This window comes from Falseniella ignava, assembly GCF_002847645.1.
GTDB lineage: Bacteria > Bacillota > Bacilli > Lactobacillales > Aerococcaceae > Falseniella > Falseniella ignava.
Genome location: NZ_PKHE01000029.1, coordinates 1 through 13357 on the forward strand (window position 1 = coordinate 1; position 13357 = coordinate 13357).

Here is a 13357-nt window from a genome sequence, read left to right on the forward strand (position 1 = left end):
ATCGAGTGACGCTCTGTAGAATTCGTTCGCCTGCTCGTAAACTTTTCGCAAAGATCACAAAATCATCGGCATATCGAACGAATCGATGTCCCCGTTTCGTTAGTTCTTTATCTAACTCATGTAAATAGATGTTACTGAGTAATGGCGACAACACACCCCCTTGTGGGGCACCTTTTTCTGTCTTCTGGAGATTTCCGTTTAGTTCAATGACGCCAGCTTGCAAGAATCGGTTAATCAATCTTAGGATTGATTTGTCCTCAATATGTTGTTTCAAAAGATGCATCAACTTGTCATGGTTAATCGTATCAAAGTACTGTTTTAAATCACAATCCACGACGTATCGGTATCCTTCTTCATAATACTTGGCACATTGTTTTCTTGCTTGATGAGCATCGCGATTCGGTCTGAACCCATAACTATAGGGACTAAACGTCCTGTCTATTGACGGTTCGATAACTTGTTTAATCGCTTGTTGTATCACTCTATCCCTTACAACTGGTATGCCTAATTTACGGACCCCTCCATTCGGTTTAGGTATTTCGACCCGTTTTACGGGTTGGGGACGATAAGTGCCTTCGTATAACTTCTTGCACAAAGGTACATAATAGTTGAAGATATGACTTTCCACTTCTTCAACGGTCATCCCATCCACACCTGGGCTTCCGCCGTTCCTTCTGACTCTATTACATGCTCGTCTCAGGTTATTTCTTTCTACCACCCTCGACATTATCGGATAGTGACGCCATTGGTCCAAAGCTTCTCCTAGTGGTTGACTCTGCACAGATGCATACTCTTTCGATTCCGTCTTATCCCTTTGCATCGTGTCAAGCTTTCGCTTGTTTTCTGCCTTCTTCATCTCCACTACCTCTCTTTCTTTCCAATGTTCATTATTGTTCAGTCCTTCGGTCGGTAGACAACCTACTATGACTTCTGCTGACTTCTCATGATTCGTTGTTACTAAGATATCCTTATCTCTCATGAGACCTCCCCAGGTAAGGTACGTTAACCTCCCTCCCATGTCACCGCTTGATTTATCCAACCATAATCCGTGCAGTATTGGGCTTCACTTTGTTAAGCAAGCTCACCCTTATGNCTTCCTTCAGATTCCGCCTCACGACGGACACCCTTGCCCTTAGCTAACAGTTCCTACTGCAAAGCCTGTAGCGGACTTGAACCGCCAAGTTAACGCCCATGCTGGGCGCACTTAAAAAAGCAGCTTGAATTTCTAATCAATTCAAGCTGCTATTTTTATTTATTTTGTAAATAAGAATTTTAAGTAGGTGAACAGTACGTAGAATACAACGACTGTGGCAATAATTGTTTCAAGTGTAATTAAGCCGGTAACAATAGGAGAAGTCCAGCCTAAGACTGGTGCTGCTAACTTGAATGAGAGTGCCGAGATAACTAACGGGAACGTTAGTGCTGCAAACGTTGGATAAAATCCACCTTTTATAAAGCGTGGTACTTGTACTACCGTCGTAATATAAATCACTTGAGCTAGAATTAATAGTGCAGTTAACAGGGTAACATTATGTTGTCCTTGGAAACTTGATACATAACCTGCAACTAATAGTGAGAATGGGGCACAGAGTACCGTAATCGTTGGCAGTGCTGGAGAAGGTAGGTCGCGCATTTTGTAAACACGGATTAACATAAATGGTAAAACAATTAAACCACCGATTAAGCCAATCCAAAATAGCCATTGACCTAATTGTACTTTTTCAAAGAGTGGTGCTGTCACACTTGCTACTACGAATCCACACGTAATCACACCCCATGTTGGGAAGACAAATTTCATATTTCCTTTAAAAGCGAATTTGAATAAGAAGTAAAGGTAAATAATGATGTTAATAATTAACCCTACCCACCAAATGTATTTAGCGACCTCAAGTGAGATACCAAACATGGGTGTTAGATAAGTCGATAATAGCATAATGGCCATCGGAAATGTTGGGAAAACAGACGCCGGTAATGGCTGTTTCAACTCTTCAACTAAATCTGAGAAGTTAGTAAAAATTTTAATGACATAAGGAACAAATAAAATCATAGCAATCGCACCAATTGCTAAACGTAGCTTCGGACTATAAGAAGCAAGTAAGTTACCTAAAGCTGCCAGTCCTAAAATTAACCCTGACAAGGCAAAGGGTTGTTTCTTAAAATAATTCATCAATATATACTCCTTTTTTATAATTTTAAAAATATCATCAACTGAATAGTTTAGTTTCGCTGATTTTGCTGGAGCGTTATCTCCATGTGAATCCTACTAGACACCCCATCGTGATGACGCATACTCCAATAGTTAACTAACCTAAACAATTGGCATCATCTTTTCATCAATATCCGCTCCTTTCCCTTATCTTGAAATCTATATAAATTTATCACAAACTTTAAATCAACTCAATCATTATACTTTTCCTCTTGTGAAATACTTCATCTGCGATAAAATAAAAACAAATAATTTCTTGGAAAGGAGTGCTATGAACTTTGACTAGATATTGATATTCCATAATTCTAGCTGTTCCAGCTATCTATTGTCGTCGCTGCACTCCGAGTGAGAAAACTGAGTGCTGTCAACCCTTATTGGAGGTAACCTTTTGAAAAAATTAACACAAACAATTTTAGTCTCAACTTGTATTACAACTCAAATCTTAGGTTCTATTCAAGCTGCTTTCGCTACCGAAGAAGTCGAAACGTCCGCAAATCATATTTTAGATTTTTCGAGGGTCATTCAAAATGAAGGTGAAGCCATTGAAGGTGGAACCCTTCGTTACGCTGTTGTTAGCGATGAACCTTTTACCGGAGCTTTCAACGATATGTTCGATACTTCTGAATCCGATTCTTTGATTATGTCGTTTATTAGTCCGGACTTATATGGCTATGATGAAAACTTCGTGATCGATGATTCTGGCTTCGCTAAAGTCCGCCTTGATGCGGATAAACTTACCGCGACAATCACCATTCCTGAAGGCCATACATGGCACGACGGAGAGCCGATTACAATTGATGATGTCATCATTCCTTATTATATGATTGGTCACCCAGACTACTCTGGTATTCGTTATGGCTACGAATTCCAAAATGTGGTCGGCATGGATGAATACCATGAAGGTAAGACTGATACGATTGAAGGGCTCGAGCGTGTCGATGATCACACCTTAGTGATTCACTACAAAGAATTTAGTAATTCTGCGCTACAAGCGAATGGGATGGTTAGCAGCTTTATCCAACCGAACCATATTTTCAAAGATATTCCGGTTGCAGAGTTAGAAGATAGCGAGTATGTCCACGGTAACCCCGTTGGTTTCGGACCCTTTAAAGTCGAATCCTTTACACCGGGTGAATCGGTAACACTCACTGCTTTCGATGATTACTACAAAGGACGCCCAAAAATTGATTACTTACAACTCGACACTGTTAGCAGTGCGACAGTCGTTCAAGAACTAAAAAATGGGAATTATGATATTGCCGATCTACCTACTGACCAATACGATCTATTCAAAGACGCATCGAACTTCCAAGTCGCAGGTAATTTAGCGAATGTCTATACTTATATTGGCTTTAAAATGGGTCATTGGGATGATGAGTTAGAAGAAAATATTTATGATGAAACACTCCCAGTAAGTAATCGTGAATTACGTCGCGCGATGGCACATGCAGTCGATAACAATGCCATTGGTTCACAGTTCTATTCAGGACTGAGACATCAAGCCAATTCATTTATTACTCCGAACTTTGCCGACTATTACAATCCTGATCAATCTTACCCTGAATATGATCCAGAACTCGCCAAATCCATTCTTGAAGAAGCTGGTTTTGTCGATGTCGATGGCGACGGCTTTGTCGAAGACCCTGAAGGTCAACCTTTAAAATTAAACTTTGGTTTCCAAGCTGGCGGTGAGGTTGCAGAACCGATTGCCACCTATTATATCCAATGTTGGCGTGATATTGGCATTGATATTGAATTAGTTGACGGCAAGTTACTTGAAATGAATTCGTTCTATGAGCGACTTCGAGGCGACGACCCTGAATTTAACGTCTATCAAGCTGCTTTCGGTCTGGGCGGTGACCCGAACCCGGGTGAATTCTTCGGTCGCCAAGAATTTTGGAATTACACCCGTTGGACGGAGGAAAAGAACGATGAGTTGATTGAACGCATCAATTCAAAAGAAGCTTACGACTTTGATTTCCGTAAACAAGCTTACTATGATTGGCAAGCTTATATGATGGAAGAGCTTCCTGCCATTCCAGCCCTTTTCCGTTACAACTTAACCGCTGTTAACAACCGCGTCTCACATTGGGATATCAACAATATCCAAGACATTGACTGGACGCAAGTTCAATTGTTAGCTGATGCACCGATTAAACAGTAAAATAAGACCCCGATTTCAAGCTCCTACAATTGTAGGGGCTTTTATAAAACTTACCATCATATTCTCATAAACTGTTAATGCCCCTTTGATTGATAATATGTTAGAATGATGATAGCGAATACAATTAATTGGAGGTTGTTAATGTGAATGATATCCTAGCGAACCCTTTTACAAATAAAGGAACTGCCTTTACGGAAGAAGAGCGTCAACAATATGGCTTAGTGGGACGACTCCCTGCCAAAGTAGAAACAATCGCAGAACAGAGTACACGCGTTCTCGCTGCTTTACACGAATTACCAACGAATTATCTTAAACACTTATCGTTAATGGATCTTTATGAGGAGAACCGCACTCTATTTTTCTACACAGTCATCCATAATATTACCGAGTTGCTTCCAATCTTATATACTCCGACCGTAGCGGATGGCATTATGAATTTCTCGAGAGATTTTAAAACACCACGCGGCGCAGCTTATTTAAATGTCAATGAACCTGAACGCATTAAAGAAGCACTTCTTGCAGCTAGCGAGGGGCTTGATGAAATTAAAATGATGGTCATCACCGATGGCGAAGGAATCTTAGGTATTGGAGATTGGGGAGTTCAAGGAGCTTGGATTACCACCGGTAAATTAGCGGTCTATACCGCAGCCTCCGGTATTAATCCAAAATCAATCTTACCGGTCTCGATTGATGCAGGAACCGATCGTCAAGAATTAATCGATAGTCCTTACTATCTTGGATTGAAGCAACCCCGCCTAAGAGGTGACGAATATTTAGCGTATATCGATCAATTTGTTGAAGTAGCTAAGGAAGTGTTCCCGAATGTACTTTTCCACTGGGAGGACTTCGGACGTGACCACGCAACGCAAATACTTGATCGCTATCGCTATGAAATCTGTACCTTCAATGATGATATCCAAGGAACAGGGGTGATGATGAATGCGGCGATTGCTGCAGCTTGTCAAGTAATGGGAGAATCGCTTGAAAATCAACGCGTCTTAATCTTCGGAGCCGGATCTGCAGGAATCGGTATTGCCGATCAAATTACCAACGAACTGCAACTCAAAGGAATGTCATTTGATGAAGCGAAACAAAATATTTACTGCTTCGACCGCCTTGGATTAGTGCGGCAAAATGAAGAAGGAAATATGACATCCGGGAAACTTCGCTACGCGCGCTCGCTGGAGGAATTCCCAGAACCGTTAATGGACTTGTCTGAAGCCATCGATATCATCCAACCTTCAATCTTAGTTGGATGTTCAGGACAACCGGGCATGTTCACGCAAGAAGTAATTGAAAAAATGTGTCAATACAATGAGCGCCCGGCGATTTTACCGATCTCCAATCCAACATTGCTAAATGAAGCGCAAGCGTACGAAGTGATTGAATGGTCGAAAGGAAAAGCCCTCTGTGTAACAGGAAGTCCATCAGACCCTGTAGAATATGAAGGAACAACATTCACGATTGGTCAAGCAAATAATGCCTTACTTTATCCAGGTCTAGGCTTAGGTATTGTGATTGCCCAAGCTAAACATGTAACAGACAAAATGCTTAACGCAGCTGCGCATGGTATTGCTTCACTACAAGACTTAAGTTATCTCGGTGCACCCATCTTACCGCATGTTTCTAAGCTTCGTCAGGCTTCTAAGCTCGTTGCGAAAGCCGTTATCGAAGCTGCCATTGAAGAAGGGATGGCTCAAGTAGAGATTCAAGATATTGATGCTGTGATTGAAGAAGCCATCTGGCAAGCTGAATATTAATTATTACTAATAACAATAAACCGACTTCTTTTGAGGAAGTCGGTTTTATCGTTAAAATGAAATGATAATAATGGAATGATTACACTAATCTACATCAATTAAAGATAGCCTAAAGATAAGTCCGAATGTAAAACACTGTATTGCTTCACATCCATGTAATGTCCATGCTTATCTTTATAAGCTTCACGAATACGACCCTCATAGGTCATGCCAGCTTTCTCCATTACACGACCGCTGGCTTCATTATCAACATGGTGATAAGCTGAGATACGATGGAGATTCATTAAATCTAATCCGTATTCCAACACGGCACGCAGCGCTTCACTCGCATAGCCTTGATTCCAGTAATCCCGTGCAATAACATACCCCGCTTCAGCGGAAGGTAATTTTTCATCAAAGCTGTGCAAACTAACTGATCCAATCGGCTGATCAGGGGTTGATTTCGGGCAAATGGCCCAGACGTAACTCGTCTTTGTCAAATAACCGTTCATCCAAACTTTCAAAATACGTTTGGTGTCTTTTAAACTTTGATGCGCCATCCAACTTAAATAATGGACCGTCTCTTCATCACTTGCCCAACGCTCAAACATCACTTCTGCATCTTCCATTCGAAATGGACGCAAAATTAATCGTTCGGTTGAGATGATATTTACACCTGAGTATTGCAATTGTAGTCCCCCTTATCCTGAAAATAGATTGCTACCATTATGACACATCTTGTCTAAAAATGTAAGCCTTTTTATTATTTTGTTTTAATGACATTTATTGATACGATATTTCAGACATTCACTCATCACTCTATTTTGGGTGTAGCAATTTTGACATGTCTATGGCATACTAATCATAGCAATTAACCATAGGAGGTTTAAGAAGATGAAAGAAAAAAACATGACTTATTATTTAATTATTAGTGCTGTATTGGCCGCTCTAACCGTCATTATGACAATGATCGTTCAAGTCCCACTTGGTGCAGGATACTTTAATTTAGGCGATGCGGTCTTAATGATTGGCGGACTGCTCTTAGGTCCTCAATGGGGCTTCTTAATTGGCGGAATTGGTAGTGCTTTAGCCGATATCTTTGCTGGATGGGCGAATTATGCGCTCTTCACATTTTTCGTGAAAGGATTGGAAGGGTTCCTAGCTGGCTACTTATTCCATCGCTTCCACAATCGTCTGGCAGCAGTGATTCCAGCTGGTCTCGTGATGGCGCTAGGTTATTTTATCGTTGATAGCATCTTATATGATGTTGCTGCAGCTACCGCAAGTATCGGTGGTAACCTTCTCCAAGGATTAATCGGCGCAGGCGTTGCTTTCTTACTCTATCCTCTAGTACAACGTGCACTTGCCTCAAGTCGTGCAAAACTCTAAATATATCTCCATTGATCGTTTATAAAAAAGCTAGGATTATGAGGGACACCTCAAATCCTAGCTTTTGCTTTGTTATTCAATCTCTAGATGTTTCCAATCGACAGGCAATAGTTTATACATCTCGCGATATTCATTAACTAATTCTTGGCGTTCTTTATTTAATCGGAACGTAAGCAAGATATTTGATAAGCCATCAAGTTCTTCTTCAGATTCTCCTTCAGTGGATTCACCTTCTGGTGGAGCCGCTTCGTCCTCGCTAGGACGCTGACGGACCCCAACCATATCACCACTGAGTTCATAGACAACCTCATCCAGTAACATTATTTGACTGTTTTGAATATCGAGTTCTTGAGCTAACTTTTGATATTGAACCCAAGCCTCATCTGATAAAGCTTGCTCCTGTACCGAAGTACTGCGGCCTGGAATTTGATTAATATCGGATAAACGTGTCTGATCTGAATAGATTAAGTATAGTTGATCAAAATCAAACAAATAAGCAATCTGGTTATTCGATGAACTGTAATATACCGCACTACGTGGTGGCAGTTGGCGTAAGCCTTCCATTTCAAGCTCATACTGTGTATCTTGCGGAGCCACATAGATAGCAATATCATCTTCGATATTATTCAATCGATAATAAATAATCTCGCGAACGGTCTCTTTCGGCTTGACTTCTTTTTTCGTAATGGAAGTCGTTCTCTCGGCTGATTCATTATTTTCAAGACGTACAGAACGATCAATCTTTGGCAATTTATATTGTTGCATTGTAAGTGCGTTGTAGCCTCGCTCACTGTCTTGGACAAGCAATACTTGCGTAATCCACTCTTTGTAATAATCTTTATCAACCTGGTCGGTCTCATTCGTATATTCTACTTCGATACCTACCCAATAGTCGTTCGACGTATTACCTGCTTCACCAGGAGCTAACAAGTAAACCTGTTGTAACGTATATTGACGCTCACCTAATTGAATGATTTGATTGCGATCAAGTTGTTGTGTATGGTTCGGTACGACAACGGTCTCAACCACTTCAGGCTCAAAGATTTCAGGATACATCGCTTTTAATATTTGGAATGTATTACCAAAATCTCCGGCTGGATCGTGCTCAGTAAATTGTTGAATTAACGCATTTAGTACCGCATCCTCTGGCAATTGATCCAACTGTTCTTGCGTTAATAATTGGGCTTCGAGCATCAATTGTTTGGTCGTTTCAACTAAGTTATTTTCTTGAATAAATTTTTGAGCTTCTTCTGCAGTCATCTGTTGATCCGGACCATTCACAATTTCAGGATACTGACTGGCGATTACGTGGAAAGTTCCTGGAACAGTCGCTTCCCCCGGCGCAATCGTCAATTGATAATAAAGCGCTTGGTAAACTGCCTCACTTGGAAGTCGATCTATTTTTGATTGACTTAAGTATTGTTGCGTCACTAACTCATGCTTCATCGCTTCTACTAAATTATTCGATTGAATATAAGCTTGAGCTTCTTCGGGAGTATAAAGATTTGTTTGTCCTTCTGCTTCACTCTCACCTTGTTCATTACTTGATTCTTCTTCCTGTGCTAAAATTATCGGATAATTCTGTATCAAAGAGCCAAACCCACTAGCTAGAATGACACAAGCTAGCGTTCCTTTCAGCCAACGTTTTAATAAATGACACATATGTGTTCCTCCTAAATAATCTCATGGATAATATATAGATTTAATTAATTTTTACGAGGAGCATGCAAATTCATAAACTCCTGTGTCCCATTATACTTTATTTTAGGTCAAAGTTAAACTTTCTAGCTAAGTGCCTTATTTTTCCAATAAACGCTGTGACATACCACTAAAATAATTCAAAGTTGTGGTCACTACATATTCATCCGTCTCAGAAGTCTTTGTCTTAAATTGATCGAGTAAGAGACCCACTTTTGGTGCATAATAATACTTCTGATCGATGGATGGGTCCGGGTCATGTACGGTGAGCTCAATCACATTTAGGTAGCGAGCGCCACCTACTTCAAATTGCTCCAATATATCGGTCACTTCGATGGTCTGTTCTTTACGGTAACCACGATGATATTTAGTGCCAATTTGAATCTCTGTTGGTAGAATTAACGAACGTTGATCATCTCTTGCATCTGCCTCTTCTCGATAATCTACTCCGGGCTTCGCATCCGGAAAATAAGCCTCTTCATAGACCCCATCATCAGTAATTCGATAAACATAAGCCATTCGAATTCCTGGATTATTAATTACAAATTGATAATAACCTTCAGAATCAACCCCATACTCCAAGGTCACTTGTTGCTCAGCAAACTCATTCCCTTCGCCAAGATAATCATAATGAATAAAGTAAGTATAAGGAGCATAGTCTAATCCATTCACTATCTGCGCTTGCGCATCAACCTGCGGAATCAATGATACCAATAGTCCAATCCCAAGCACCAGTCTTAAGCAATTGTATAGTTTCTTTCGCATTCTAGATTCTCTCCTTTGATAAATAACAAAAAGTGGTACTTTCATTAAATCACGGAATTAACGAAGATACCACTTATATAATTTTTTTATTCGCCCGTCTCTGCTTTGATTAGTTGCTTAATTTCTTCAAGCGAAGTCGGATCAATCACATCGAAGTATACCCCATCGATGTACTGGCCTTCACCTTGTAATTGATGGAACTCAATCTCCCCATTAAAATCATGATATGACGCAAAAAGACGTGTTAATGAGATTAAGCCTAGATTCGTATCCAAATCTTCACTCAGTGATTGGAATAAACCAATAGCCTGAGTGACACCTGTGACCTCTTCGCGCACTAAATCAAAGACTGCCGACATTAACTGGCGTTGACGCTCCTGACGTCCGTAGTCGCCACCCGAATTATTTCGTTCGCGGACATAGGCCAACGCCATCTCGCCATCCATCGTGACTGGAACGCCTTCTTCAAAGGCATAGCCATCCAATTCAAAGGTTGCTAATGGAGTAATCGTCACGCCACCTAACGTGTCAATGACTTTACGAAACGCGACCATATCCACCGTCACATAATAATCAATCTTTATATCTAGCCACTGCTCAACCGTCTGAACGGACAACTCGCTGCCTCCTAAAGGATAAGCTGCATTAACTTTATGCGTGCCGTGTCCTGGTACTTCTACATAAGAATCGCGGGGAATACTCGTCACCGTCGCACGATTCGAGGTATCACTAATAGTTACTAGCAACATCACATCTGTACGCCCAGCACCCTCATTACCAACAGTATCGATATTATCTGCGGTATCGACTCCCATAATTAAGAAGGTCGATGCATCACCACTTGCTGAGACCGAAGGGCCGAATAAATTCAAGACGCCTCCTACGCTCAACAATGTAATCATTAAAATTATTTTTTTTAATCGTTGTTTCATTTTGCTACTCCTCTTATCTTGCTATAATTGCTTAGCTATTATACATAAGCTTCGAGCATCTTTCAAAGAATTTTTCTAGAATTTTACTCTTTAATTCCTCGATGTTGTGCGCCTGTAACATATTCAGCCGATTTCACGACATCATCTTTACCGATGACTACTGAGATGGAAACAAGTTCATCATCTTCTGACTCAACTTCTCTCACAGAACCCCATTGATAGACCGATAAATCTTCTCCGCGCATATAGCCGATAAATTCAGGTTCACCTAACACCTCAAGTAACGGTTTCAACTCTAATTGTTGATAAAGTTCTTTAAATTCATCTTCCGTTATACCCAGTGGCAATAACATCTTTGGACTACGATATTGGCGCTCAAAGCCAATCACTTTTCCATCTTGAATCATTGCTTTTAAGATAATTACTTGCCCTTCTTCAATACTTATCCAACCGAGCGATTGTTTTGTCCCTTGTTGTTCTTCGAAAGTTGCTTCGGGAGCAAATTCCAGCAATTGATCTTCTGTTAGATCGTGTTGGCGAATTTCTTCGAACAAGTGTTGATAGAATTCTTTCATTTCTTCTCCTGAAATTACTTTGCCCTCATGATACTCTAACTCGCCTGGTGGTAATAATTGTTGTTGGATTTCATTTGTTTCAAGAGTTAACTCGATTTGAGCAACTTTATCCCGTTGACTTAGTTCAATATTTTGAGCGAAAACGCTCAGTAATCCGATTTGCACCGTAATAGCCATTAATAATAAATAACGAATCATTGTTTTCATCTTATTTCCTCCAAATTATCCTCTTCCTTAATAAGGATAAGTCAATTACTGCTGAAGTACAATCACTTTCTTTCAATAGATTCTGCTTCAACTTTCAAGTCAAAGGATAATAACGTATAATGAGTAGTATGTTCAAATAAAATGAAAAGAGGGTGATTCTATGACACAAATAGACAAAAATACAAATAATGATGAACTTCAAGTTCAAGAATACGTTGAACCTGAAGTATTCGAACAATTGATTCGTTACGTTAAGAATGGCAACCGTGAGGAATTCCGTGATATTTTCCTCCGCCTTCACGATTACGACCAGGCACAGTTGTTCGAAATTCTCTATCCTGAGAATAAACGTAAAATCTCTCAAATCTTAACTCCGGATGAGTTCGCCGACTTATTCGAGTATATGAATGTCGACAATCAGAAAGAAGCACTGGAATATTTACCAGATTCTTATCTAGCGGAAGTCTTCTCAGAATTAGCCGACGACGATGTGGTCGACTTACTTCAAGGATTTAAACCCGAAGAACAAGAAGATATTCTAGACCGGATGCACTTAGAAGACCGAATTGACATTGAAGCAATCCTTTCGCATGCACCGGAAACCGCCGGTTCGATTATGACCACCGAGTTAATTCGAGTACATGAAAGTGACACAGCTGATGAAGTCATCCAACAGATGCGTCAAATCGGCCGTCAATCTGAGACGATTTACTATATTTATGTCGTCAATGAGCACGATCAATTAACTGGCGTTGTCTCACTTCGTGATGTCTTATTATCACCTGGCAATGAAGTCATCCGCAACGTTATGAACACGCAACCTGAGTTCGTTGAAACCAACGTCGACCAAGAAGAAGTGGCTAAAGTCATCCAAGACTATGACTTACTCGCTATCCCTGTTGTAAATCAAAGCCGCCAACTCGTCGGGATTGTCACCGTTGACGACGTGATGGATATTATCCAAGATGAGATGGAAGAAGACTTCCGTAAATTCTCGGGTATCTCCGGTGACGATGATGATTCAGCAGATAAGTCCATCTTAAACATGACCAAGCAACGCGTTCCGTGGATTATTATCCTGATTCTATTAGGACTTGGTTCTGCAAGTTTAATTTCTGCTTATGAAGAGACTTTGGCTCAAGTGGTAGCACTGGCTTCCTTTATGCCAATTATCCTCGACTCTGCTGGTAACGTTGGGACACAATCCTTAGCTGTTTCCGTCCGTCGTATTACCTTAGCGGAAGAGTCGGATGAACCTTTCATCAAGCTCGTCTTACGTGAATTTTTATCAGGAATTTTAATGGGGTTAGCTTCTGCCATTACGATTGGCATTATCGCCTTTGTTATGTACCAAAATATCGTCCTATCCTTTATTGTAGGGGTATCACTATTAATTACATTATCCATTGCAACAGTGGTTGGATGTGTCGTCCCAACCTTGTTCAACGCGATTGGTATTGACCCAGCTGTCGCTTCAGGTCCTTTTATTACGACCATCTGTGACGGTTTCGCGTTAATTATGTACTTTAACCTAGCTACTAACCTATTACATCTTCTTAGCTAATTTACAATCGAGTAGGAGACTAATCATTAGTTGATTAGTCGTCCTCTCACACCACCGTACGTACGGTTCTCGTATACGGCGGTTCAATAATGTAAGTACACTTGCTCTGCCAACTGGG

Annotated in this window: 11 protein-coding genes; 4 read left to right on the plus strand and 7 right to left on the minus strand. The window is 40.5% G+C overall.

The genetic code is table 11. From position 1 onward, the window contains the following. Together ltrA and CYJ57_RS07505 are read right to left on the minus strand one after the other, a co-directional pair. Positions 1 to 979: group II intron reverse transcriptase/maturase (ltrA, locus tag CYJ57_RS07500; protein WP_244896608.1), on the minus strand; the 979-nt coding region annotated here is incomplete at its 3' end. A gap of 273 nt (positions 980 to 1252) precedes the next feature. Then, positions 1253 to 2167, minus strand: a complete 915-nt coding sequence (locus CYJ57_RS07505) for a TDT family transporter (protein ID WP_101954754.1) — start codon at positions 2165 to 2167, stop codon at positions 1253 to 1255. A 427-nt stretch (positions 2168 to 2594) separates the two neighbouring features. Here CYJ57_RS07505 and CYJ57_RS07510 point away from each other — a divergent pair, with 427 nt between their 5' ends. After that, positions 2595 to 4370: an oligopeptide ABC transporter substrate-binding protein gene (locus tag CYJ57_RS07510; protein ID WP_101954755.1), complete on the plus strand. Its 1776-nt coding sequence runs from the start codon at positions 2595 to 2597 to the stop codon at positions 4368 to 4370. Between the two features lie 143 nt (positions 4371 to 4513). Then, entirely contained in the window at positions 4514 to 6130 is a 1617-nt protein-coding gene (locus CYJ57_RS07515) for an NAD-dependent malic enzyme (RefSeq protein WP_101954756.1), read from the plus strand. A gap of 98 nt (positions 6131 to 6228) precedes the next feature. On the opposite strand, the gene CYJ57_RS07520 is transcribed toward CYJ57_RS07515, so the two are convergent. Beyond that, positions 6229 to 6798 (minus strand): GNAT family N-acetyltransferase, encoded by a 570-nt coding sequence (locus CYJ57_RS07520; protein WP_101954757.1) that lies wholly within the window; start codon positions 6796 to 6798, stop codon positions 6229 to 6231. A gap of 205 nt (positions 6799 to 7003) precedes the next feature. On the opposite strand from CYJ57_RS07520, the gene CYJ57_RS07525 reads away from it, so the two are divergent. Next, on the plus strand, positions 7004 to 7498 hold the full coding sequence (locus CYJ57_RS07525) for an ECF transporter S component (protein WP_006701567.1): 495 nt from the start codon (positions 7004 to 7006) through the stop codon (positions 7496 to 7498). Positions 7499 to 7570: 72 nt separating this feature from the next. Here the strand turns inward: CYJ57_RS07525 and CYJ57_RS07530 are convergent, their stop codons facing one another. The 4 genes from CYJ57_RS07530 to CYJ57_RS07545 all read right to left on the minus strand — a co-directional run bounded on the left by CYJ57_RS07530 (position 7571) and on the right by CYJ57_RS07545 (position 11675). Then, entirely contained in the window at positions 7571 to 9160 is a 1590-nt protein-coding gene (locus CYJ57_RS07530; protein WP_101954758.1) for a hypothetical protein, read from the minus strand. Between the two features lie 135 nt (positions 9161 to 9295). After that, positions 9296 to 9961: a hypothetical protein gene (locus CYJ57_RS07535; RefSeq protein WP_101954759.1), complete on the minus strand. Its 666-nt coding sequence runs from the start codon at positions 9959 to 9961 to the stop codon at positions 9296 to 9298. 86 nt (positions 9962 to 10047) lie between these two features. Then, entirely contained in the window at positions 10048 to 10893 is an 846-nt protein-coding gene (locus CYJ57_RS07540) for an LCP family protein (protein ID WP_101954760.1), read from the minus strand. Between the two features lie 83 nt (positions 10894 to 10976). After that, positions 10977 to 11675 (minus strand): hypothetical protein, encoded by a 699-nt coding sequence (locus CYJ57_RS07545; RefSeq protein ID WP_101954761.1) that lies wholly within the window; start codon positions 11673 to 11675, stop codon positions 10977 to 10979. 160 nt (positions 11676 to 11835) lie between these two features. Between CYJ57_RS07545 and mgtE the strand changes: the two genes are divergently transcribed. After that, entirely contained in the window at positions 11836 to 13239 is a 1404-nt protein-coding gene (gene mgtE / locus CYJ57_RS07550) for a magnesium transporter (protein WP_101954762.1), read from the plus strand. The last annotated feature ends 118 nt before the right edge of the window (positions 13240 to 13357 follow it).

Bases quoted from the DNA above. Each gene is read 5' to 3' on its own strand.
- CYJ57_RS07505 (WP_101954754.1), bottom strand. From the start codon at position 2,167: ATGAATTATTTTAAGAAACAACCCTTTGCCTTGTCAGGGTTAATTTTA.
- CYJ57_RS07525 (WP_006701567.1), top strand. From the start codon at position 7,004: ATGAAAGAAAAAAACATGACTTATTATTTAATTATTAGTGCTGTATTG.
- CYJ57_RS07530 (WP_101954758.1), bottom strand. From the start codon at position 9,160: ATGTGTCATTTATTAAAACGTTGGCTGAAAGGAACGCTAGCTTGTGTC.
- CYJ57_RS07535 (WP_101954759.1), bottom strand. From the start codon at position 9,961: ATGCGAAAGAAACTATACAATTGCTTAAGACTGGTGCTTGGGATTGGA.
- CYJ57_RS07540 (WP_101954760.1), bottom strand. From the start codon at position 10,893: ATGAAACAACGATTAAAAAAAATAATTTTAATGATTACATTGTTGAGC.
- CYJ57_RS07545 (WP_101954761.1), bottom strand. From the start codon at position 11,675: ATGAAAACAATGATTCGTTATTTATTATTAATGGCTATTACGGTGCAA.
- mgtE (WP_101954762.1), top strand. From the start codon at position 11,836: ATGACACAAATAGACAAAAATACAAATAATGATGAACTTCAAGTTCAA.